Source organism: Achromobacter sp. 2789STDY5608621 (assembly GCF_001299375.1).
Taxonomy (GTDB): domain Bacteria; phylum Pseudomonadota; class Gammaproteobacteria; order Burkholderiales; family Burkholderiaceae_B; genus Achromobacter; species Achromobacter insuavis.
In genome coordinates, this window is sequence record NZ_CYTU01000019.1 from 27,476 (window position 1) to 51,170 (window position 23,695).

Here is a 23,695-nt window from a genome sequence, read left to right on the forward strand (position 1 = left end):
CATGCTGGAGCTGAAGTTGCCGCCGCCCAGGCCGCACAGCAGCGCCAGGATCAGCAGCGTCGGGAACGAGGTGGTCGGGTCGCGCAGCGCGAAGCCCATGCCCAGCGCCGGGATCAGCAGCGAGGCGGTCGAGATCGCGGTCCACTTGCGGCCGCCGAACACCGGCACCAGGAACGAATAGAAGATGCGCAGCGTGGCGCCCGACAGCGCCGGCAGCGCGGTCAGCCAGAACAGCTGGTTCTTGGACAGCATGAAGCCGGCGCGGTCGAGATTGACCACCACCACGCTCCACAGCATCCAGATGCTGAACGCCAGCATCAGCGCGGGAATGGAAATCCACAGATTGCGGTTGGCGATGCGGGCGCCGGTCTGTTTCCAGAAGCCGGGGTTTTCCGGCTCCCAGCGCGCCAGGACATGGGAAGACATAGGTTTTCTCCGGTGAGGTCGGGATCAGGCGGCTTGCCGCCGCGCGGTGGCGGCGCTTTCGGGCCGGAAACTGAAATGCATGAAGATGAGCGAGACGCAGACCGTGCCGTACAGCAACATGAAGGCGCTGGAACGCACGCCGGTCAGGTCGAGCAGCACGCCGAACAGGATCGGCAGGATGAAGCCGCCCAGGCCGCCGGCCAGGCCGACGATGCCCGAGACCGCGCCGATGTTCTGGCCGAACTCATCCGAGATGAACTTGAAGACCGAAGCCTTGCCGATGGCCATGGCGATGCCGACAATGAACAGCAGGATGGTGAAGCTGGTCGGGCCCAGGGCGATGTCGAACTGGCGCGGGCCGCCGGTGGTCAGGACGGTGAAGTGCGTCTGCGGATAGCTGAGGATGAAGAACGCCACCCAGCACACCCACATCACCCACCAGGTGGTCTTGTAGGCGCCGTAGCGGTCCGAGATCCAGCCGCCCACGGCGCGCAGCACGCCGCCCGGCAGCGAGAAGCACGCGGCCAGCAGCGCCGCCAGCTTCATGTCGAAGCCGTATTCGCCGATGTAGTACTTGGTCATCCAGAGCGCCAGCGCCACGTAGCCGCCGAACACCACCGAGTAGTACTGGCAATAGCGCCACACGCGCGGGTCCTTCAGCATCGCCATCTGCTCGCGCAGCGAGGCGCCGCCGACCACCCGGTGCGACGGATCCGAGGCCGAGAACAGCCAGAACAGGATCGCCGTCACCAGCAGGGCCACCGCGTAGACCTGCGGCACGATCACCCAGGCGCCGCCGGCGGCGGCGATCAGCGCCGGCGCCACGAACTTGGTGATGGCCGAGCCCGAATTGCCGGCGCCGAACACGCCCATGGCCAGGCCCTGCTTGTTGCGTGGAAACCAGCGCGCCACATAGGGCGTGCCGACCGAGAACGAACCGCCGGTCAGGCCCACGAACAGCGCCAGCACCAGGAACTGCCAATACTCGGTGGCGTAGGACAGCAGCCAGATCGGCACCACCGCCAGCAGCATCAGCACGAAGAACACCGGACGGCCGCCGTAGCGGTCGGTCCAGATGCCCAGCGGCACCCGCACCAGGGAGCCGGTCAGCACCGGCATGGCGGCCAGCAGGCCGAATTCGGTCTCGGACAGGCCGAGCTGTGTCTTGATGGGAATGCCCAGCACCGCGAAGATCATCCATACCGCGAAACAGATGGTGAAGGCGAAGGTGCTGGATACCAGGACCCGCATGGGCGCGCTGGCCGAGGGGTGGGTTGATGCCATGGTGGTTCTCGCTTTTTTTGCACACGGAATACGACAGCCCCAAGCCTAGGCATCCTCGCCCCCCGCCACCATTCGCCGGCCGACCAAATCCCCCCTGCCGATGTGACTAGTCACCCCGGAAAAGCCGCCGCGTTTGCGCGCGATCAAGCGCGCGCGGTGGGCGACATCCGCCGGACGGCGTTAATATGTATTTCAAATACACATTAAAGGTCGGTACGCCGGCCGCCCCGTGCAAAGGCCCCCAATGTCCACCCTGCTCACCCTGGAAGAACCCGCCGCCGACGGCGCCGCGCGGCCGAACTGGCGCGCCTTCACCGAAATGGGCTTCCGCCCGTTGTATCTGGCCGGCTGTTCCTGGGCGCTGGCGTCCGTGCTGCTGTGGGTGTTCGCGCCGGCCCGGCTGGCCGGCGTGCTGACCGCCATGCCCTGGCACGCGCACGAGATGCTGTGGGGCTTCGTGGCCACCATCGCGGTCGGCTTCCTGCTGACGGCGGGCGCCAACTGGACCGGCCGCAATCCGCTGCGCGGCGCGCCGCTGGCGGCGCTGTGCGCGGTCTGGCTGGTGGCGCGCGGCGCCTACCTGGCGCCCGGCATGACGGCGTTCACCCTCGCGGCCGCGGCCGACCTGCTGTTCTTCCTGTGGGCCGCCGCCGCGCTGGCGCGCGCCGTCTGGATCACGCGCAACCGCCGCAACTACGGCGTGCCCCTGCTGCTGCTGGCACTGGCCGCGGCGCATGCGCTGTACCTGCGCGCCGCCCTGGCCGGCGATTACGTGGCGCTGATGCGCTACTTCAACACCGGCCTCCTGGCCATGGCGGTGCTGACGCTGCTGATCGCGCGCCGCGTGCTGCCGTTCTTCGCCAAGCGCGCCGTGCAGGGCCTGGAGATTCCGCCCCACACCCGCAGCGGCCATTGGCAACTGGGCGCCGGCGTGATGGCGATTGCCTGCCTGCTGGCCGGCGCGCCGCGCGCCGCCGCGCTGCTGCTCGCGGTCACCGGCGTCCTGGCGCTGGCGCAGTGGCTGGCCTGGAAGCCCTGGGCCGCGCGCCGCGTGCCGCTGCTGTGGATCCTGTACGTGGGTTATCTGGGCCTGGGCATCGGCCTGCTGGCGGGCGCGGCGCAACTGGCCGGCTACGTGGCGCGGCCAGCCTGGCCGGCGCACGTCATCGGCGTGGCCGGTTTCTCGGTGCTGATCATCGGCATGGCCACGCGCACGGCGATGGGCCACCTGGGCCGGCCGCTGCGCGCCGACCGCAGCATGGTGCTGAGCTACGCCCTGGTGATCCTGGCGGCGCTGCTGCGCCTGGCCGCCCTGCTGCCAACCGGCGCCGCGGCGGGGCTGCTGCACGCCTCGGCCTGCGCCTGGGCGCTGGGGTTCGGCCTGTATCTGTGGCGCTTCTTCCCGTGGATGATCCGGCCGCGCGCGGACGCCGCGGCCAAGCCGGCCGCGCCGCTGATGAAGATCGTGCCCGCCGGGCCGCGCCGGGCGCCCTGAGATCCGGGCGGCCCCGGCCTCAGCCGCGCGCTTCGCGCCGGCGGCTCGCTTCCAGCTGCTTCTTCATGGCCTTGAGCCAGGCCTTGAGCTGCTGCATGTCGACGAACTGCGACAGCTCGAACTCCAGCTCGCCGATGTAGTCCTGCACATCGGCGATTTCCGCCTCCAGGTCTTCCATCAGGTCGGCCGGGTCGATCGGCTGCTCCGGATCGAAGCGGTATTCGGCCTTGAAGTCGCGCTCGAACACGGCCAGCTCGCGGTTCAGCGCGGCCAGTTGTTCCCGCAGCACCGGAATGGCCAGCGCGAGCGTGTCCTGGGGCACGCCGTCCAGGCCATCCGGCCCCAGCGCCAGCAAGGCCTCGGCCTGCGCCAGCGCGTCGGGCGCGAACGTCGCCGCGGTGGCGGGCGCGTCTGCCTGGGCCTGCTCGGAGGCGGCCATCTCGGCCATCTCGGCCGCCTCGGCCTCGCGTTCCTCGGCCACTTCGGCGTCGATGTCGGAATCGCTGTGCTTGCGGTAGACCGCCTTCAGGCGCTCGACGTCGCATTCGGCCGGCGTGCCATCCAGCAGGATCGAGAACAGCGTTTCCTGCCCCAATTGCGCGGCGATCTCGGACACCAGCTGGCGTTCCGCCTTGGTCAGCTCCTTCTGCTTGGCGGCATGGTCGAAGCAGAACACCAGCCTGGCCTTGAGCTCGATCTCGGTGACCTCCAGCGGCGCCAGCACCTCGGCATGCTTGCCCTGGTACTCGCGCGCCACGGTTTGCCACAGCTGCAACGCGGCGCGGTCGGTGCGCAGCGCGTCGATCAGCGCGGCGGCGGAGGTATTTTCTTGCATGGATGAAACCCTATGAGCGGCCCGGCGTGCGCCGGGGCGGAAACTGGCTGGAAAACCGTATTATCCCCGTTCACAGCCCTTCGCCCCAGGCGCTGGCCAAACCCCGTAGCGCCGCCGCCGGGTCGGCCGCCCTGGCCTGCTGGTCGCGCAGGCGGCAGATCTCCGGATCGCGCTCGAACAGGCCGCGCGCATGGACGCGGGCCAGCTCGGTCAAGCCGGCGGTCTTGGGCTGGCGGATCGCGGTGAAGGCGCCCAGCGCCGCCTCCAGGTCGCGTGGCCCGGCCGCCAGGCATTGGCCCAGATGCCAGGCATCCTCCAGCGCCTGGCAGGCGCCCTGGCCCGAGGTCGGCAATGGCGCATGCGCGGCATCGCCCACCAGCAGCACATTGTCCCGGTGCCAGACCGCCGGCGTGTCCAGGTCATGCACGGCGATCAGGCGCACGGCGTCGGCGGGCGTCGCCTGGATGATGCGCGCGACCGGCGCGGCCCAATCGGCGAAAAGGCCGGCGACCTCCGCGCGCGGATCCGCCCCCTGCCCGGCGGCGGACAGCGGCCGGACCTGGGCCCCCGCCCAATAGACCAGATCCGGCCGCACCGCGACGCAGCCGAAACGCTCGCCGACGCCCCAATAGTCCTGGATGGCGATGTCATCGGCCAGGCCCGGCGCCGACGCGACACCGATCCAGTTCACGAACCCTTGGTACACCGGCGTGTTGTCACCCGTGACGAACCGACGCGCCACCGAGTCCATCCGGCCATCCGCGCCGATGAGCAGGTCCGGCCGGATGGCGACGCCATTGCCGAACCGTGCGGTGGCGCGGCCATCATCGCCCGGCTCGATCGCCACGGCGCAGTGGTCATACTCGACCGTGATGCCGGCGCGCGCCGTGTGCGCCAGCAGCGCGGCCAGCAGGTCGCGGCGCAGGATCGTATGGGTCGGGTAACCCATCAGGCGATCCAGCGCGGTGATGTCGAGTCCCCCCAGGGCATTGCCCGCGGGGTCGTAACGGCGCATCGCCACCGGCTTTCCCCCCAGCGCCGCGATGTCCGGCAGCAGGCCGAGCCGGTCGAGCACGAACCCCGCATTGGGCCATAGCGTCACGCCGCCCCCCATGGCGGCCGGCGCGGCGCCGCGTTCGTAGACCCGCGGCCGATGCCCCGACCGATGCAGGGCGAGCGCCACGCTCAGGCCGGCAATCCCGCCGCCCAGTATTCCGATGTCCATGCTGAATTCCTGTTCAAATTCCGCGTGCCGGCCCGACGCCGCACACAGGATCCGCATCGTAGATTCCGCCGGATGCGAGAACTAGTATGGAAAAATGGGTTCCTTTCATATCTCAAACGGGATAATCATGGGCCAGGCCCTGGATCTGAACAGCGTTCGCGTCTATGCGGCGGTCGTGGATGAACAGAGTTTCGCGGGCGCGGCGCGGCGTCTGGCCATGCCCTCATCGAACGTCAGCCGCCATGTCGCGGGACTGGAGCGGCGGCTGGGCGTGAGGCTGCTGGAACGCAGCACCCGCCACCTGCGCATGACCGAAGCCGGCCAACTGCTGTACCAGCGGGCCAAGCCGCTGCTTGATAGCCTGGCCGCCACGGAAGAGGAACTGGGCGCCGTCCGCCAGGCGCTGCGCGGGCCGCTGCGCCTGTGCATGCCCGGCGAAGCGCCACGGCTGCTGGCGCCGATCCTGGCGGAATTCTGCGACCGTCATCCCGGCATCGACCTGGCCTGCGACACCCGCCTCGACGGCATCGACGCCCTGCGCGAGGATGTCGATCTGTCGATCGTGTTCCATCGCGGCCGCCAGGACGACAGCAGCCTCATCACCCGTGAACTGGCCATCCTGCCCAGCATCGTCGTCGCCGCGCCGGCGCTGCTGGCCCGCGTCGGCGCCCCGCGCCAGGCGCGCCAGCTCAAAGCGCTGCCCTGCATCACCACCCTGAGCGCGCTCAAGGGCATGCCGTGGCAATTCGTGGACGCGGCCGGTGACATCGTCAAGGTGCCAGTGCGCAGCCGCTACCGCGTCAACAGCGGCGAACTGGCGCTGGTGGGCGCGCGCCAGGGCATCGGCTTCGCGATCCTGGCGGCCGCCTCATGCCAGGAAGACCTGGCCACCGGCCGCCTGCGCGAAGTGCCGCTGGACCTGCAACCCGCGCCGCTGCAATTGCTGGGCGTCTACAGTCACCGCCAGTCGGTCAGCGCGCGGGCCCGGGCGTTGCTGGATCTGATCCAGCAACGCCTGGCCGAGGTCGGCCTGGGCCCGGCCGCCGCGCCTGCGCCGCAAGCATAGGGGTCCCTGACCCGCCCGGGTTCAGCCCATGGCCGGCTCGGCGCCGGGGATCAGCGGGATCTCGCACTTGAGCAGCACCGCCCGGACCTTGTGCAGTTCGGCCGCATGGTCATGCAGGAAGGTCCGCAGCACCGCTTCGCGGTCGATCAGCTCGATGCATTGCGGGTGCTTCATGTGGGTGACCTCCGGGTGATGATGGCTCAGGCGCTCGCCCGCCAGGTAGCCGGACTGGATGGGGTGCAGCACCGCCTGCTGGATGCCGGCGCGGCGCGCGGCGTTGATCAGGTGGTGGGCGAGCGCGGGCGCGCTAAGCCGGTGCCAGAAGCGCGTGGCCCGGGCCCGGGCCGAAATGGGAAAGTACAGGCGCAGCGCGGTCAGGTCGGTCGTCATCGGGTCAGGTCCTCGGGTCATTGTTCAGGGGTGCGCGCCACGGACTGCTGGCGCAGCCGCTTGCGGTACGCGCCCAGTTCCGACAGCCGCAGTTCCCCGGGCAGCGCGCGGTGCTTGGCGTGTCCCACGCGCTGCGCGTGGTAGATGCCGCTGTGTCCCGAGAACAAATAGGCCGCGATGCAGGCGATGGCGGCGAACGGCGCGATGTCCGGCCCGAACAGCTCGATCGCCATGACGATGGTGGCGATGGGCGTGTTGGCGGCGCCGGCGAACACGGCGACAAAGCCCAGCCCGGCCAGCATCGAGAACGGCAATTGCAGCAGCGGCGCCAGCGCGTTGCCGAGCGTGGCGCCGATGTAGAACAGCGGCGTCACCTCGCCGCCCTTGAAGCCGCTGCCCAGCGAGGCCACGGTGAACAGCAGCTTGCCGGCGAAGTCCCACGGCGCCGCCGGCTGCTGGAACGCCTGCACGATCGAGGGGATGCCCAGGCCGATGTAGCGATAGCCGTCGGTGGCCCACACCGCCGCCGCGATCACCGCTCCGCCCGCCAGGGGCCGCAGCGGCGCGTAGGCGATATGCCGCTTCATGAAAGCGCCGATGGCGTGCGCGCTGTTGGCGAAGACCATGCCGATCAGGCCGAACAGGATGCCCGCCACCACCACGCTCAGCACGCTCACCAGGCCCAGCGGCGCGACCTGCGACACCGCATAATGGGTGTGGTGGATGCCCAGGGCCTGGCCCACCTGGTCCGCCGCGATCGCCGCGACCACGCAGGGAAAAAGCGCGTCATAGCGCATGCGGCCGATCGCCAGCACCTCCAGCCCGAAGATGGCGCCGGCCAGGGGCGTGCCGAACACCGAGGAAAAGCCCGCCGCGATGCCCGCCATCAGCACGATCCGCCGATCCTCCGGGCGCAGCCGCAGCAGATGCGTCAGCTGGTCGGCCAGCGCCCCGCCCATCTGCACCGCAGTGCCTTCGCGGCCGACGGACGCGCCGAACAGGTGCGAGATCACCGTGCCCCCCAGCACCATCGGCACCATGCGCAGGGGAATGACTTTCTTGGGATCGTGGATCTCGTCGATGATGAGGTTGTTGCCCGCTTCCACCGGACGCCCCAGGCGCAGATAGCACCAGCCGACGAAAAAGCCCGCGAGGGGCAGCAGCCAGATGAGCGCCGGATGCGCCAGGCGGGTGGCGGTCGCCCAATCCAGGGCGTGCAGGAAAAGCGCCGAGGCGGCGCCCGCCAGGCAGGCGACGATGAAGGCGATGACGAGCCATTTGCCGATGTACGGCAGCAGTTCCAACTGTTCCAGGCGGGAGGGGCGAGACATGGTGTTCCGGGTCCGAGGATAAAAACTCCCCTGAATCCACCAGGCTGCGGGATGCGTCGGGCACGGGCAAGAAAACCGCGGACGCAAAAAATGCCTACAGCCCCGGCGGTGCCAGGGATCTGTAGGCATCATCAGCCGCGCAAGGCGCGCGGCGGTTGGTGGAGGAATGCCATCTCCGACGAACGGACGAATGCTAGCAGCCCGCCAACGGCGAGGCAAGCGCGTCGCGATGCGCCCGCCGCGCGGCAGGCCGGCCGCGCCGCAACCTGACAGAAAACTGATTCCAAAACGCTAATAATTATTATTCAGATAGAATCCGTCCTGTCCCCAACTTTCCGTCCCCGGCAGTACCAAGATGTCCCTGCCCCCTTCCGTGGGCGCCGCCTCCTCGCGCCAGCGCCTGGTGCTGGCCGCTCTCCTGGCCGTGGCCGCGCTGGCCGCGTGGGCGCTGTGGCGCTACGCCCTGCAAGGCCCCGCGCCCGCCGCCATTCCCAATTACGGCCAGCAACCGGTTCCCGTCGGCATCGCCGCCGCGCGCAGCGGCCCGCTGCCGCGCGACCTGCACGCGCTGGGCACGGTCACGCCGCTGGCGCAGGTGGTGCTGCGCAGCCAGGTCGACGGCCAGTTGCAACGCCTGCACTACACCGAAGGCCAGGCGGTGAGCCGCGGCCAACTGCTGGCCGAGATCGACCCGCGCCCCTACCAGACCGCGCTGGCGGCGGCCGAAGGCGAACTGGCGCGCGTCGAGGCGCTGCTCGGCAATGCCGAGATCGACCTGCGCCGCTACCGGCAGCTGGCGCGCCAGGAAGCGGTGGCGGGCCAGCAGCTGGACACCGCCGATGCCCAGGCGCGCAGCTACGCCGCGCAGCGCCAGCGCCTGGCGGCCGGCGTCGCCGACGCCCGCCGCCTGCTGGCGCAGACCCGCATCCAGGCGCCGCACGACGGCCGCATCGGCTTTCGGCGCGTGGACGCCGGCAACCACGTGCGCGCCGCCGACGCCAATGGCCTGGCCACCCTGGTGCAGACGCGCCCGATCTCGGCGCTGTTCTCGATTTCGGAGACCCATCTGGACCTGCTGCGCCAGGCCCAGGCGCAGGCCGGCGACGCCGCCCTGCAGGTGCAGGCCTGGGACGCCGACGAACGCCGCCTGATCGCGCTCGGCACGCTGCAGGCGCTGGACAACCAAATCCACGCCGCCAGCGGCACGGTCAAGCTGCGCGCCCTGTTCGAGAATGCCGACGAGGCGCTGTTCCCGAACCAGTTCGTCAATATCCGGCTGGCGCTGGCGCGGCAGGAAGACGTGCTGTCGATTCCCACGGCGGCGGTGCAGTACGGCGCCGACGGCGCCTTCGTCTTCGTCATCGATGACGACCAGCGCGCCACCCGGCGCGACCTGACGCTGGGCCGCGCCAACGCCGGCCGGGTCGAAGTCCGCTCGGGCCTGGCCGCGGCCGAGCGCGTGGTGGTCGAAGGCGTGGACCGCCTGCATGACGGCCGCGACGTGCTGATCGTGGAAACCCAATGAGCCTGTCACGTCCCTTCATCCTGCGGCCGGTCGCCACCTCGTTCCTGATGCTGGCGCTGCTGCTGTCGGGCATCCTCGCCTGGCGCATGCTGCCGGTGGCGGCGCTGCCGCAGGTCGACTACCCCATCATCCAGGTCACCACGCCCTATCCGGGCGCCAGCCCCGACGTCACCGCGCGCGCCGTGACCGCGCCGCTGGAGCGCCGCTTCGGCCAGATCCCGGGGCTCAAGCAGATGTCGTCCTCCAGCGGCAGCGGCATCTCGGTGATCACGCTGCAGTTCTCGCTCGACGTCTCGCTGGGCGTGGCCGAACAGGAGGTGCAGGCCGCCATCAGCGCCAGCGGCTCGCTGCTGCCGTCCGACCTGCCGACGCCGCCGGTGTACCGCAAGGTCAACCCGGCCGACGTGCCGATCCTGACGCTGGCCGTGACCTCGGATTCGCTGCCGCTGCCGCAGGTCTACGACCTGGTCGACACCCGCATGACGCAACGCCTGGCGCAACTGTCGGGCGTGGGCATGGTGAGCCTGGCCGGCGGCCAGCGGCCCGCGGTGCGGGTGCAGGCCAACCCGATGGCGCTGGCCGCGCGCGGGCTGCAACTGACCGACCTGCGCGAGGCCATCGCCAAGGCCAACTCCAACCAGCCCAAGGGCAGCTTCGACGGCCCGGTGCGCTCGGTCATCATGGACGCCAACGACCAGCTGCAAAGCGCGCAGGAATACCGCGACCTGATCGTGGCCTGGCGCAATGGCGCGCCGGTGCGCCTGGGCGACGTCGCCACGGTCGAGGACGGCGCCGAGGACCGTTACCTGGCCGCCTGGGTCGACCGCCAGCCGGCGGTGCTGGTGAACATCCAGCGCCAGCCCGGCGCCAACGTCATCGCGGTGGCCGACCAGGTCAAGGCGCTGCTGCCGCAGCTGACCGCCAGCCTGCCGGCGGCGGTGCAGGTGCGGGTGCTGACCGACCGCACCGAAAGCATCCGCGCCTCCGTGCGCGGCGTGCAATGGGAGCTGGCCTTCGCCGTCGGGCTGGTGGTGCTGGTGACCTTCCTGTTCCTGCGCAACCTGCCGGCCACGCTGATCCCCAGCCTGGCGGTGCCGCTGTCCCTGATCGGCACGTTCGGCGTGATGCATCTGGCGGGCTTCTCCACCAACAACCTGACGCTGATGGCGCTGACCATCGGCGCCGGCTTCGTGGTCGACGACGCCATCGTCATGCTGGAGAACATCGCCCGCTACCGCGAACAGGGCCACAGCCCGATGGCGGCCGCGCTCAAGGGCGCCGGGCAGATCGGCTTCACGCTGGTGTCGCTGACGCTGTCGCTGATCGCCGTGCTGATCCCGCTGCTGTTCATGGAAGACGTGGTCGGCCGGCTGTTCCGCGAATTCGCCATCACGCTGGCGGTGGCCATCCTGATCTCGCTGGCGGTGTCGCTGACGCTGACGCCCATGATGTGCGCGCGCCTGCTGCCGCCGCACGCCGAGCGCCCGCCCGGCCTGCTCGACCGCCTGCAGGCGCGCTACGCCGGCTGGCTCGACATCACGCTGCGCCACCAGCGCCTGACGCTGCTGGCGATGCTGGCCACCGTCGTGCTGACCGGCCTGCTGTACCTGGCGGTGCCCAAGGGCTTCTTCCCGGTGCAGGACGGCGGCGTGCTGCAAGGCGTGACCCAGTCGGCGCAAAGCACCTCGTTCGAGGCCATGTCGCGGCGCCAGCAGGCGCTGGCGCAACGCCTGTTGGAAGACCCCGACGTCGCCAGCCTGTCGTCCTTCATCGGCATCGACGGCATGAACGCCACCCTCAACACCGGCCGCCTGCTGGTCAACCTCAAGCCCTGGAGCGAGCGCGGCGCGCCGCTGGCCGACATCATGGCGCGGCTGGACGCCCGCGCCCGCCAGGTGCAGGGCATCTCGCTGTTCCTGCAACCGGTGCAGGAGCTGAACATCGAGGATCGCGTCAGCCGCGGCCAGTACCAGTTCACCCTGACCTCGCCCGACAGCGCGCTGCTGGCGCGCTGGAGCCACGCCCTGACCCAGCGCCTGGCCGCCGCGCCGCAGCTGGCCGACGTCTCGTCGGACCTGCAGGACGGCGGCCGCCAGGCCTACCTGGAGGTCTCGCGCGACGCCGCCGCGCGGCTGGGCCTGACCATGGACGACGTGACCCAGGCGCTCTACAGCGCCTTCGGCCAGCGCCAGGTCGCCACCCTGTTCACGCAGTCCAACCAGTACCGCGTGGTGCTGGAGGTGGACCGGCGCCTGGCCGCCAGCCCCGAGGCGCTGGAGCGCATCCACCTGAAAACCGCGGACGGCCAGCCGATTCCGCTGGCGGCGCTGGCCACGGTCAGCGAGCGCGCCGTGCCGCTGGCGGTCAACCACCTGTCGCAGTTCCCCGCCGTCAATTTCTCGTTCAACCTGCCGCCGGACGGCTCGCTGGGCGCGGCCATCGCCGCCATCGAGGCGGCGCGCCAGGACATCGCCATGCCGCCGAGCGTCGAGCTGCGCCTGCAGGGCGCAGCGTCCGCCTTCCAGGCCTCGCTGTCCAACACCCTGTGGCTGATGCTGGCGGCCGTGGTCACCATGTACCTGGTGCTGGGCATGCTGTATGAAAGCGCGATCCATCCGGTCACCATCCTCTCGACCCTGCCGTCGGCCACGGTGGGCGCGCTGCTGGCGCTGCTGCTGACCGGCCGGCCGCTGGACCTGATCGCCGTCATCGGCATCATCCTGCTGATCGGGCTGGTCAAGAAGAACGGCATCATGATGGTCGACTTCGCGCTCGAAGCCGAACGCAGCCGCGGCTTGGCGCCGCGCGAGGCGATCCGCGAAGCGGCGCTGCTGCGGCTGCGGCCGATCCTGATGACCACGCTGGCGGCGCTGTTCGGCGCCCTGCCGCTGATGCTGGCCACCGGCTCCGGCGCCGAGCTGCGCCAGCCGCTGGGCTGGGTGATGGTGGGCGGCCTGCTGGTCAGCCAGGTGCTGACGCTGTTCACCACGCCCGCCGTCTACCTGTTCTTCCACCAGCTGGGCGCGGGCCGCCGCAAGACCGCGCCCGCCGCCGCGGACCGGCCGGCGCCATGATCCGCGCGCTGCTGCACCGGCCCGTCGCCTGCATCTTCCTGGCGCTGGCCCTGACGCTGCTGGGCGCGGTGGCCTGGCGCCTGCTGCCGGTGGCGCCCCTGCCGCAGGTGGACTTTCCCACCATCGAAGTGCGGGCCAATCTGCCCGGCGCCAGCCCCGAAAGCATGGCCAGCACCGTGGCCGCGCCGCTGGAACGCGCGCTGGGCGGCATCGCCGGCGTCAGCGCCATGAGCTCCTCCAGCAACCAGGGCGCCACCCGCGTGCTGCTGCAGTTCGCGCTGGACCGCGACATCAACGCGGCCGCGCGCGACGTGCAGGCCGCCATCAACGCCGCCCGCGCCGAGCTGCCGTCCGGCATGCCCGGCAACCCCACCTACCGCAAGGTCAACCCGTCGCAGGCGCCCATCATGGCGCTGGCGCTCAGCTCGCCGACGCGGCCCGCCGGCCGGCTCTACGACCTGGGCGCCACGGTGCTGGCGCAGAAACTCTCGCAGATCGTCGGCGTCGGCGAAGTGACGCTGGGCGGCAGCTCGCTGCCGGCGGTGCGGGTGCAGGTTAACCCCAACGCGCTGGCGCACTATGGCATGGCGCTCGACGACCTGCGCCAGTCCATCGCCAACGCCGCCCCCATGGGACCGCAGGGCCAGCTCGACTCGGCCGACCAGCGCTGGGAGGTCGGCACGCCCGGCCAGCCGCGCACGGCCGACGACTACAACGGCCTGATCGTGCGCCACCAGGACGGCGCCACCATCCGGCTGGCGCAGATCGCGCGCGTCAGCGACTCGGTCGAGAACCGCTACAGCAGCGGCTTTCACAACCACGACCCGGCGGTGGTGCTGACCATCAGCCGCCAGCCGGGCGCCAACATCATCGAGACCATCGCCGCCATCAACCAGGCCCTGCCCGGCCTGCGCGCGCTGATGCCCGCCGACGTCGACCTGACCGTGGTGCTGGACCGCTCGCCCGGCATCCACGCCACGCTGCGCGAGGCCCACGTGACGCTGGGGCTGGCGGTCGGGCTGGTGATCCTGGTGGTATGGCTGTTCCTGGGCAGCGCCCGCGCCGCCGCCATTCCCAGCGTGGCGATCCCCGTGTGCCTGATCGCCACCTTCGCCGTCATGTACCTGTGGGGCTTCTCGCTCAACAACCTGTCGCTGATGGCGCTGATCGTCGCCGCGGGCCTGGTGGTGGACGACGCCATCGTGGTGCTGGAGAACATCTCGCGCCACCTCGAGCGCGGCCTGGGTCCGCGCCAGGCGGCCCTGCGCGGCGTGCGCGAGGTCGGCTTCACGCTGGTGGCGATGACGCTGGCGCTGTCGGTGGTGTTCGTGTCGATCCTGTTCATGGGCGGGCTGGTGGAACGGCTGTTCCGCGAGTTCTCGATCACGCTGGTGGCGGCCATCCTGATCTCGCTGGTGGTGTCGGTCGCCATCATTCCCAGCCTGTGCGCGCGCTGGCTGCGCCCGCCCGCCGAGGCCAACCCGCGGCCCTCGCGGCTGCGCGCCGCATTCGCCCGCGCCCACCAGTGGTACGGCGCGTCGCTGGCGCGGGTGCTGGGCCACGCCCGCCTGACCCTGCTGCTGCTGGCCGCGGTGGTGGCGCTGAACGCCTACCTGTACGCGCAGGCGCCCAAGGGTTTCTTGCCGCAGCAGGACACCGGCCAGTTGATGGGCTTCGTGCGCGGCGACGACGGCTTCTCGTTCCAGGTGATGCAGCCCAAGATCGACGTCTACCGCCAGCTGGTGCTCAAGCATCCGGCGGTGCAGGACGTGATCGGCTACAACGGCGGCAGCCTGGGCATCAGCAATTCGCTGTTCCTGATCCGCCTGAAGCCCGTGGCCGAGCGGCGCGAATCCTCGGCCCAGGTGATCGACTGGCTGCGCGCCAACGCGCCGCCGGTGCCGGGCGGCATGTTCTTCCTGAACGTCGACCAGGACCTGCGCATGCCGGGCGGCTTCGGCAATTCCGGCGATCACGAACTGGCCATCATGGCCAGCGACGTGCCGGCGCTGCGGCAATGGTCGCGCAAGATCTCGCGCGCGATGCGCGACATTCCCGAGCTGCGCGACGTCGACGCGGTGGGCGACGCCGCCACCCAGCAGGTGGTCATCAACATCGACCGCGCCGCCGCCCAGCGCCTGGGCGTGGACATGCGCACCATCGCCAGCGTGCTCAGCAATTCCTTCAGCCAGCGTCAGGTGGCGACGCTGTACGACCCCATGAACCAATATCGCGTGGTGCTGGAAGTGGACCCGCGCTACACCGAGGACCCCGAGGTGCTGGAACGGGTGCAGGTGGTGGCGGCCGACGGCAGCCGCGTGCCGCTGTCGACCTTCGCCACCTACGAGCACGGCCTGGTCAATGACCGCGTGTTCCACGACGGCCTGTTCGCCGCCGTCGGTGTCGGCTTCTCGCTGGCCGAGGGCGTCTCGCTGCAGCAGGGACTGGCCGCCATCGACGCCGCCATGGCGCGGCTGATGGTGCCGGCCCACATCCAGACGCGGCTGGGCGGCGACGCCCGCAGCTTCCAGCAGAGCCTGCAGGACCAGCCCTGGCTGATCCTGGGCGTGCTGGTGGCGATCTACCTGGTGCTGGGCATCCTGTACGAAAGCCCGCTGCATCCGCTGACCATCCTGTCGACCCTGCCCTCGGCCGGCGTCGGCGCGCTGCTGGCGCTGCGGCTGGCCAATATCGAATTCAGCCTGATCGCGCTGCTCGGCCTGTTCCTGCTGGTGGGGGTGGTGATGAAGAACGCCATCCTGATGATCGACTTCGCGCTCGGCCTGGAACGGCGCGAGGGCCTGACGCCGGAGCAGGCCATCCACCGCGCCGCCATGCTGCGCCTGCGTCCCATCGTCATGACCAACCTGGCCGGCCTGCTGGGCGCGCTGCCGCTGGTGCTGGGCATGGGCGAAGGCTCGGAACTGCGCCGGCCGCTGGGCGTGACCATCGTCGGCGGGCTGATGATCAGCCAGTTCCTGACGCTGTACACCACGCCGATCGTGTACCTGGCGCTGGAGCGGCTGCGGCTGAAGGTGGCCGGGCGGCGCGCCTGACCCGCCCGTCCGCATCGCGCCTGCGGCGCCTCAATCCGCCGCGCGCGCCAGTTCCGGGGCGCGCGGCGCCTCGCCCAGGCGTTCGGCCAGCAGCGCCAGGAAGGCCCGCGCCAGCGGCGGCAGGTGGGCGCCGCGCAAGGTCACGACCTGGATGCTGCGCTGGCGCATTTCGGGATTGCTGAACGGCACCGCCACCAGGCCGGCGCTGTCGAGCAGGCCGATCACCGTCAGGTAGCCCGTCAACGCCACGATCTGGCTGCCCGGCAGCATCGGCAGAAAGGCCGCCGAGTGGTTGGACACGTAGGCCGGCTCGATGTGCACGCCGGCATTGGCGCAGGCCGTGTCGAACAGGTCGCGCACCGTCGTGCCCGGATCCCCCAGCGACAGCGGCGCCTGCGCCAGGTCGCGCACGCCGACGCTGCGGCGCGCGGCCAGCGGATGATGCCGGCACATGATGGCGTAGACCGGCGCGCGGCACAGCAGCTCGGTCTTGAGGCGCTCGTCGGGCGCCACCGTGTAGCGCAGCGCCAGCTGCGACAGGCCCTCCAGGATCAGACGGTTGACCTCCTCCGGCCGCTCCACCAGCAGATGAAAGCGCGCCTCCGGATGCAGGCGCTTGAAATCGGCCATGCACTGCGGCAGGAAGCGATGCGCGAAACCCTCGGTACAGGCCAGCCGCACGGTCACGTCGCCCAGCGCGCTGCGCTGGCGGATGCCGGTGGCGATGCGCTCGGCCTCCAGCGCGGCGGCGCTGGCGTAGGCGGCCAACTGGCGCCCGGCCTCGCTCAGCGCCATGCCGCGCGCCTGGCGCTCGAACAGCGCGACGCCCAGCTCGTCCTCCAGCTTGGCGATCTGGCGGCTGACCGCCGACGCCGCCACGTGCTGCGCGGCCGCCGCGCCGGCGACCGAGCCGCAGCGCGCGACCTCCAGGAAATACCTCAAACCGAGCGAAATCACGACACTCTCCCCCCGGGCCATTCCAAGCGTCCCGGAACGACCGCGCAAACCATTGCCAAAATAGCAACGATCAAATGCGAATTATCTAATTGTGGCATGTGAACAAGCGTAATAACTTTGTGCCTTCTTCGCCTCCGAGACCGCTGTGATCCGCGAACAAGCCATTCTTCACGCCACCAACGCCTACGACGACGGCACCCTGCAGGCCGAGCTGGCCCGCCGCGTGGCCTACCCGACCGAGAGCGAGGAGCCGGGCCAGGCGCCCAGCCAGCACGCCTATCTGAACGACGAACTGGCGCCGCAACTGCGGGCGCTGGGCTTCACCTGTCAGGTGCATCCGAACCCGGCCGGCGTGGACCTGCCGATCCTGGTGGCGCGGCGCATCGAGGACGCCGCGCTGCCGACGGTGCTGCTGTACGGCCACGGCGACGTGGTGCGCGGCAACGCGGCCAAATGGGACGCCGGCCGCGATCCCTGGCGCCTGCGGGTCGAGGGCGACCGCTGGTACGGCCGCGGCACCGCCGACAACAAGGGTCAGCACACCATCAACCTGGCGGCGCTGCGCGAAGTCCTGCGGGCGCGCGACGGCAGGCTGGGATTCAACGCCACCTGGCTGATCGAGACCGGCGAGGAAGCCGGCTCGCCGGGCCTGGCGGCGTTCTGCGAGGCGCAGCGCGAGAGCCTGGCCGCCGACGTCTTCATCGCCAGCGACGGCCCGCGCCTGGCGGCCGCCCGCCCCACCCTGTTCATGGGCTCGCGCGGCGCGGTCAATTTCGAACTGTCGCTGCGCGCCCGCGACCGCGGCTATCACTCGGGCAACTGGGGCGGCCTGCTGGCCAACCCCGCCATCATCCTGTCGCACGCCATCGCCACGCTGGTGGACGCGCGCGGCCGCATCCAGGTGCCGGGCCTGCGCCCGCCGCCCATCCCGGCCCCGGTGGCCGCCGCGCTGGCCGACCTGGAGGTCGGCGGCGGTCCCGACGATCCCGCGATCGACAGCGACTGGGGCGAACCGGGGCTGTCGCCCGCGGAACAGGTGTTCGGCTGGAACAGCCTGGACGTGCTGACCTTCGGCGCCGGCGATCCGGCCAAGCCGGTCAACGCCATTCCGCCGGCCGCCTCGGCCTGGTGCCAGCTGCGCTTCGTGGTCGGCACCGACTGGAAGGCGCTGGAACGCCACGTGCGCGCCCACCTCGACGAGGCCGGCTTCGGCGACGTGCAGGTGCGCGTCGGCATGCAGGCCGGCGCCACCCGGCTGTCGCCCGACAACCCGTGGGTGCGCTGGGCCGCCGCCTCGATCGAGCGCAGCACGGGGCTGCGGCCGGCCCTGCTGCCCAACCTGGGCGGCTCGCTGCCCAACGACATCTTCGCCGACCTGCTCGGCCTGCCCACGCTGTGGGTGCCGCATTCCTACCCCGCCTGCGCCCAGCACGCGCCCAACGAGCATCTGCTGGGCAGCGTGGCGCGCGAGGGCCTGGCCATCATGGCCGGCCTGTTCTGCGACCTGGGCGACCAGGGCGCCGCGCTGCGCCTGGCCGCCCGCAACACCGTTACCATTGCCCAACCCTGACCGGACCCGACCATGATCGCCAGAATCCGCGCCGCCGCGCTGGCCTGCCTTTCGGCCCTTGCCCTGCAAGCCACCGTGGGCGCGCCCGCCGCCCATGCCGCCTACCCCGAACAGGCCATCAAACTGGTGGTGCCGTTCACGCCCGGCGGCGCCACCGACGCCGTGGCCCGGCTGCTGGCCAACCGGCTGTCGGGCAAGCTGGGCCAGGCCGTGATCGTCGAGAACCGGCCCGGCGCCTCGACCGTCATCGGCGCCAACGCCGTGGCGCAGGCCCAGCCCGACGGCTACACGCTGATGCTGTCGGGCAGCACCACCTACACCGTGCTGCCGGCGCTCAAGCGCGACCTGCCCTACGATCCGCGCGGCAGCTTCGAGCACATCGCCATCGTGGCGCTGGCGCCGGTGCTGCTGCTGGTGCAGAACAGCCTGCCGGCCGAGACCGCGCAGCAGGCGGCCGACCTGGCCCGCCGCCAGACCGCCAGCGGCGGCCTGATGTACGGCACCTTCGGCCCGGGATCGGCGCCGCACCTGGTGGGTGAAATGTTCGCCGAGGCCGCCGGCGCCAAGATGACGCCGGTGCCCTACAAGGGCAGCGCGCAGTTCATCACCGCCCTGATCGGCGGCGAGATCGCGCTGGGCGTGGACACGGTGTCGTCGGCCGCGCCGCAGGTCAAGGCCGGCAAGGTGCGCGCGCTGGCCGTCACCGGCGAACACCGCGTGCCGCAGTTGCCGGACGTGCCGACCTTCATTGAAAGCGGCCTGCCGGGCGTGTCGATGGTGGGCTGGTACGGGCTGGTGGCGCCGGCCCGCACGCCCGCGCCGGTGCTGCGGAAGCTGAACGACGCGGTCGCGGACATCATGCGCGATCCGCAGGTGCAGCGCGCCGTCAACGACCTGGCGCTCGAGCCGGTCTACCTGGACGGCCCGGCCTTCAAGGCGCGGATGGAACAGGAATTGCAGACCTTCGGCGAAGTCGGCCGGCGCGCCGACATCAAGCTGGATTGAGCCGCCCGCCACTGCCAGCGGGCCCTGTCGCGGGCCTCGCCGGCGCGCGGGCTTCGGAATGGTCCTATTCCGACCCCATTTCGACTAGAATCAGAACCATTCTCAATAAAAGACACCGGTCCGCGGCCGGGTCGAAAAATAACGAGGCGCGTTCTGAAACCCACGTTCCGTTTGTCCATGGCCTGGCTCCACACCTGGGTCGGCCTGTGGTTTTCCTGGCTGCTGTTCGCCGTCTTCCTGACGGGCACCCTGGCGGTATTCGCCGAACCCATCACCCATTGGATGACGCCCGAGCACCACGCGGCCGAGGCCGAGGCGGCGGCGCGCGAGCCCGTCAAGGTGGATCGCGCGCGCCGGCTCGACCTGGCGGTGCAGTACATGGCGCAGCATCACCCCGGCGCCGGCATGTGGGAGATCTGGCCGGTCGACCGCTTTCACGACAACGGCCTGGTGGCGTACTGGTTCGATCGCGACGGCCAATACGCCGACGCCGAACTGGATCCCGAGACGGGCCAGGAACTGCCAGAGGAAGCGCATCACGCGCAAGGCCGCGCCACGTTCGGCGGCAACCATTTCGTCGACTTCCACTACAACCTGCATGCCCAGCCGCTGGGCGTGTGGATCGTGGCCTTCGCGGCCATGGCGATGCTGGTGGCGATGGTGTCGGGCGTGGTGACGCACAAGCGCATCTTCAAGGACTTCTTCACCTTCCGCGCAAAGAAAGGCCAGCGCTCGTGGCTGGACGCGCACAACGCCACGGCGGTGCTGACCCTGCCGTTCCAGTTCATGATCGCCTACACCGGCATCGTGATCTCGGCCCTGACGCTGATGCCCGCGCCGATCGCCGCGGCCTATGGCAGCGGCGCCGAGGCCGCCCGCCAGTATCTTGCCGAACTCTCCCGCGAAGACCGGCCGACGCCGACCGGCGCCGCGCTGGCCGTGCCGGCGCTGGAACCGCTGGTGGCCCGCGCCGAACAATTGATCGGGCAGACCGCGCGCGCCATCGTCATCAACAATCCGGAAGACGGCTCGATGCGCATCGCGGTCTATGGCTGGAACGAGACGGCGGACCAGCAGGTCCACATCAGCAGCACCAGCGGCATGGCCGAATTCTCCGGCGCCAGCGGCGAACTGCTGCGCCTGCGCGCGCCCGGCGGCGTCGAAGGCGGCGCCGCGCCGCTGACGCGCCAGGTGATGGCCGACCTGCACATGGTCAAGTTCGGCGGGCTTGCCGTGAAATGGCTGTATTTCCTGTGCGGCCTGGCCGGCGCCGCCATGATGGGCACCGGCGCGGTGCTGTTCATGGTCAAGCGCCGCAACAAGATGGGCCACGAATTCGGCGCCGCCACCGCGCGCGTCTACCGCCTGATCGAGGGCCTGAACGTGGCCGCGCTGGCCGGCCTGGCGATCGCCTGCGTCGGCTATCTGTGGGCCAACCGCCTGCTGCCGGTGGCGCTGCCGCAGCGCGCCGGCTGGGAGCTGCGCGCGTTCTTCATCATCTGGGCGCTGACGCTGGCCCACGCCTGGCTATGCACGCCGCGGCGCGCGTGGATCGGGCAATTGGCCGCGCTGTCGGCGCTGTGCCTGCTGCTGCCGCTGCTGTCGCTGGCGACGATCGGCGACCATCCGCTGGCGCAGATCGCGCGCGGCGACTGGGAAAGCGCCGGCGTCGAACTGACGGCCGTGGCCACCGGTCTGGCGGCCGGCTGGGCCGCGCTACGATTGCGGAAGAAGCCGCTGTCGGCGCCGCCGCCGCGCAACGCCCGACCGCCCCAGGAAGCCACGGCATGAATCTGAACGACGCATACGGCATCGCCATGGCGCTGCTGCTGACCTATTCGGGCATGGCCTGCCTGAGCCTGGCGATGCCGCGCCACTACGACCAGGTCTGGGGCCGCGATCCCTCCGCCAACCACACCCGCGTGCTGCGCGCCGCCGGCATCCTGCTGTTGCTGCTGGCGCTGCTGCCCTGCGTCGGCCTGTGGGGCAACACCGTGGGCGTGGTGGCCTGGCTGGGCTGGCTGTCGGCCGGCGCGCTGCTGTGGGTCGGCATGCTGTCGTGGTCGCCGCGCCCGGCGATGCGCACCGCCGCGCTCGCGGTGGTGATCTCGATCGCCGGGGTCGGCTTCGGCTTCTAGGGCCGCATTGCGCCCGCCCCGGCCCGGCCGGGGCCGTTTGACCGGCATCAAGCCGGCCTGACAAACGCCTCGGCGGCCCGGTTTTTGACACCATAGGTGGTGGTAGAGTTTTCCTACCCCACAACATATGGTGTCAGCAATGCAACTCCAACACATCCTCAAGCGCGACGGCCGGGTCGTCGCATTCGACCGCGACAAGATCGCGGCGGCACTCGCCGCCGCCGGCCGCAGCACCGGAGAACTGGACGCCGACGTCGCGCAGGGACTGGCCAGCGCGGTGATCGCGGCGCTGGCCGCCGAGGGCAACGTCTGCCCCGGCGTGGAGACCATCCAGAACCAGGTCGAGGAAACGCTGGTCAAGGCCGGCTACTGGCGCACCGCCCGCGCCTACATCGTCTACCGCGAGCAGCACGCCCGCCTGCGCGCGCTGCGCCACACCCTGGTGGACGTGGAAAGCGCCATGGAGGAATACCTGGAACAGCGCGACTGGCGCGTCAACGCCAACGCCAACCAGGGCTACAGCCTGGGCGGCCTGATCCTGAACGTGGCCGGCAAGGTCACCGCCAACTACTGGCTGTCCAACGTCTTCACGCCCGAGGCCGGCCAGGCCCACCGCGACGGCGACATCCACATCCACGACCTCGACATGCTCAGCGGCTATTGCGCCGGCTGGTCGCTGCGCCAGCTGCTGACCGAGGGCTTCAACGGCATCCCCGGCAAGATCGAGGCCACGCCGCCGCGCCACATGTCGGCGGCCATCGGCCAGATCGTCAACTTCCTGGGCACGCTGCAGAACGAATGGGCCGGCGCCCAGGCCTTCAGCTCGTTCGACACCTACATGGCGCCCTTCATCCGCCGCGACGCGATGACCTACGCCGAGGTCAAGCAGTGCATGCAGGAGCTGATCTACAACCTGAACGTGCCGAGCCGCTGGGGCACGCAGACGCCGTTCACCAACCTGACCTTCGACTGGACCTGCCCGGCCGACCTGAAGGAGCAGATCCCCTACGTCGGCGGCGAGGAAATGCCGTTCGCCTATGGCGACCTGCAGGCCGAGATGGACATGATCAACCGCGCCTACATCGAGGTGATGATGGCCGGCGACGCCAAGGGGCGCGTGTTCACCTTCCCGATTCCCACCTACAACATCACGCCCGACTTCGACTGGGACCACCCCAACACCGAGCGCCTGTTCGAGATGACCGCGCGCTACGGCCTGCCGTACTTCCAGAACTTCCTCAATTCCGACCTGGAGCCGCACATGGTGCGCTCCATGTGCTGCCGCCTGCAGCTGGACCTGCGCGAGCTGCTCAAGCGCGGCAACGGCCTGTTCGGCTCGGCCGAGCAGACCGGTTCGGTGGGCGTGGTGACGGTCAACTGCGCGCGGCTGGGCCATACCTGCCGCGGCGACGAGGCCGCGCTGATGGCGCGCCTGGACCTGCTGCTGGGCCTGGGCCGCGACGTGCTGGAGACCAAGCGCAAGGTGGTGCAGCGCTACATCGACCAGGGCCTGTATCCGTACACCCGGCGCTACCTCGGCACGCTGCGCAACCACTTCAGCACGCTGGGCGTGAACGGCATCAACGAGATGATCCGCAACTTCAGCGACGGCGCCGACGACGTCACCACGCCGGCCGGCCACGCGCTGGCGGTGCGGCTGCTGGACCGGGTGCGGGCGCGCATGACCGAGTTCCAGGAGGAGACCGGCCACCTCTACAACCTGGAGGCCACGCCGGCCGAAGGCACCACCTATCGCTTCGCCCGCGAGGACCGCAAGCGCTATCCCGGCATCCTGCAAGCCGGCACCGAGGCCCAGCCCTACTACACCAACTCCAGCCAGCTGCCGGTGGGCCACACCGACGATCCGTTCGAGGCGCTGGCCCTGCAGGAAGCGCTGCAGGGCAAGTACACCGGCGGCACCGTGCTGCACCTGTACATGAACGAGGCCGTGTCGTCGGCCAGCGCCTGCAAGGAACTGGTGCGGCGCGCGCTGTCGAATTTCCGGCTGCCGTACATCACCGTCACGCCGACGTTCTCGATCTGCCCGAACCACGGCTATCTGGCCGGGCACCACGAGTTCTGCCCCAAGTGCGACGCCGAACTGCTGGCGAAGCAGGCTTCGTGCTGCGCGCCGGCCTGACCGCGCCGGCCATCGAGTTTTTCCCCGGGCGATCCCCGCCCGGCCCTTTCCCCAGGAGCCATCATGCAAACCGTGATCACCCCGCAAGCCATCGCCCCGCAGGCCGTCCATCTGGACGACAGCCAGCGCGTGCGCTGCGAAGTCTGGACCCGCGTCATGGGCTATCACCGCCCCGTGT

The 23,695-nt window shown here is 70.4% G+C and carries 16 protein-coding genes, 1 pseudogene and 1 riboswitch; of the genes and pseudogenes, 10 read left to right on the plus strand and 7 right to left on the minus strand.

All coding sequences use genetic code 11. The features are described 5' to 3' along the window. Positions 1-426 (minus strand): annotated as a pseudogene (locus AOZ53_RS18355) (nitrate/nitrite transporter); the annotation flags it as partial. Positions 427-450: 24 nt separating this feature from the next. Then, positions 451-1,710 (minus strand): MFS transporter, encoded by a 1,260-nt coding sequence (locus tag AOZ53_RS18360; protein WP_054488803.1) that lies wholly within the window; start codon positions 1,708-1,710, stop codon positions 451-453. Positions 1,711-1,954: 244 nt separating this feature from the next. On the opposite strand from AOZ53_RS18360, the gene AOZ53_RS18365 reads away from it, so the two are divergent. After that, on the plus strand, positions 1,955-3,205 hold the full coding sequence (locus tag AOZ53_RS18365) for an NnrS family protein (protein ID WP_054488805.1): 1,251 nt from the start codon (positions 1,955-1,957) through the stop codon (positions 3,203-3,205). Between the two features lie 19 nt (positions 3,206-3,224). On the opposite strand, the gene AOZ53_RS18370 is transcribed toward AOZ53_RS18365, so the two are convergent. Together AOZ53_RS18370 and AOZ53_RS18375 are read right to left on the minus strand one after the other, a co-directional pair. Further along, complete coding sequence (locus tag AOZ53_RS18370) at positions 3,225-4,040, minus strand: hypothetical protein (protein WP_054488807.1); 816 nt, start codon at positions 4,038-4,040, stop codon at positions 3,225-3,227. Between the two features lie 70 nt (positions 4,041-4,110). Next, positions 4,111-5,265, minus strand: coding sequence for an FAD-dependent oxidoreductase (locus tag AOZ53_RS18375; protein WP_054488869.1), 1,155 nt, complete (start codon positions 5,263-5,265; stop codon positions 4,111-4,113). Positions 5,266-5,392: 127 nt separating this feature from the next. Here AOZ53_RS18375 and AOZ53_RS18380 point away from each other — a divergent pair, with 127 nt between their 5' ends. Continuing rightward, a complete protein-coding gene (locus tag AOZ53_RS18380; RefSeq protein ID WP_054430602.1) occupies positions 5,393-6,331 on the plus strand; it encodes a LysR family transcriptional regulator in 939 nt (312 codons plus the stop codon). A gap of 21 nt (positions 6,332-6,352) precedes the next feature. Here the strand turns inward: AOZ53_RS18380 and AOZ53_RS18385 are convergent, their stop codons facing one another. Both AOZ53_RS18385 and AOZ53_RS18390 read right to left on the minus strand, forming a co-directional pair. Beyond that, positions 6,353-6,721: a DUF190 domain-containing protein gene (locus tag AOZ53_RS18385; RefSeq protein WP_054430603.1), complete on the minus strand. Its 369-nt coding sequence runs from the start codon at positions 6,719-6,721 to the stop codon at positions 6,353-6,355. A 17-nt stretch (positions 6,722-6,738) separates the two neighbouring features. After that, positions 6,739-8,052, minus strand: coding sequence for a voltage-gated chloride channel family protein (locus AOZ53_RS18390; protein WP_054488809.1), 1,314 nt, complete (start codon positions 8,050-8,052; stop codon positions 6,739-6,741). 115 nt (positions 8,053-8,167) lie between these two features. After that, positions 8,168-8,238: riboswitch (Fluoride riboswitch) on the minus strand. A 169-nt stretch (positions 8,239-8,407) separates the two neighbouring features. Between AOZ53_RS18390 and AOZ53_RS18395 the strand changes: the two genes are divergently transcribed. Genes AOZ53_RS18395 through AOZ53_RS18405 form a run of 3 tightly spaced genes read left to right on the plus strand, consistent with a single transcriptional unit; the run spans position 8,408 to position 15,707 of the window. Beyond that, complete coding sequence (locus AOZ53_RS18395) at positions 8,408-9,577, plus strand: efflux RND transporter periplasmic adaptor subunit (protein ID WP_054488811.1); 1,170 nt, start codon at positions 8,408-8,410, stop codon at positions 9,575-9,577. After that, positions 9,574-12,651 (plus strand): multidrug efflux RND transporter permease subunit, encoded by a 3,078-nt coding sequence (locus AOZ53_RS18400; protein WP_054488813.1) that lies wholly within the window; start codon positions 9,574-9,576, stop codon positions 12,649-12,651. The genes AOZ53_RS18395 and AOZ53_RS18400 overlap by 4 nt, the downstream gene beginning before the upstream one ends. Then, positions 12,648-15,707 carry an efflux RND transporter permease subunit gene (locus tag AOZ53_RS18405; protein WP_054488815.1) on the plus strand — a complete coding sequence of 1,020 codons (3,060 nt, stop codon included), beginning with the start codon at positions 12,648-12,650 and terminating at the stop codon, positions 15,705-15,707. The genes AOZ53_RS18400 and AOZ53_RS18405 overlap by 4 nt, the downstream gene beginning before the upstream one ends. A 30-nt stretch (positions 15,708-15,737) precedes the next feature. Here AOZ53_RS18405 and AOZ53_RS18410 read toward each other — a convergent pair whose 3' ends face one another. After that, positions 15,738-16,664, minus strand: coding sequence for a LysR family transcriptional regulator (locus tag AOZ53_RS18410; RefSeq protein ID WP_054430608.1), 927 nt, complete (start codon positions 16,662-16,664; stop codon positions 15,738-15,740). Between the two features lie 145 nt (positions 16,665-16,809). Between AOZ53_RS18410 and AOZ53_RS18415 the strand changes: the two genes are divergently transcribed. From AOZ53_RS18415 to AOZ53_RS18435, 5 genes are all read left to right on the plus strand, one after another. Next, entirely contained in the window at positions 16,810-18,234 is a 1,425-nt protein-coding gene (locus tag AOZ53_RS18415; RefSeq protein WP_054488817.1) for a M20 family metallopeptidase, read from the plus strand. 12 nt (positions 18,235-18,246) lie between these two features. Continuing rightward, on the plus strand, positions 18,247-19,239 hold the full coding sequence (locus AOZ53_RS18420; RefSeq protein WP_054488819.1) for a Bug family tripartite tricarboxylate transporter substrate binding protein: 993 nt from the start codon (positions 18,247-18,249) through the stop codon (positions 19,237-19,239). A gap of 177 nt (positions 19,240-19,416) precedes the next feature. Beyond that, positions 19,417-21,030, plus strand: coding sequence for a PepSY-associated TM helix domain-containing protein (locus AOZ53_RS18425; RefSeq protein ID WP_082385675.1), 1,614 nt, complete (start codon positions 19,417-19,419; stop codon positions 21,028-21,030). Then, a complete protein-coding gene (locus AOZ53_RS18430) occupies positions 21,027-21,377 on the plus strand; it encodes a DUF3325 domain-containing protein (RefSeq protein WP_054430615.1) in 351 nt (116 codons plus the stop codon). The genes AOZ53_RS18425 and AOZ53_RS18430 overlap by 4 nt, the downstream gene beginning before the upstream one ends. A gap of 139 nt (positions 21,378-21,516) precedes the next feature. Then, positions 21,517-23,517, plus strand: a complete 2,001-nt coding sequence (locus AOZ53_RS18435) for a ribonucleoside triphosphate reductase (protein ID WP_054475014.1) — start codon at positions 21,517-21,519, stop codon at positions 23,515-23,517. Positions 23,518-23,695: the final 178 nt, after the last annotated feature.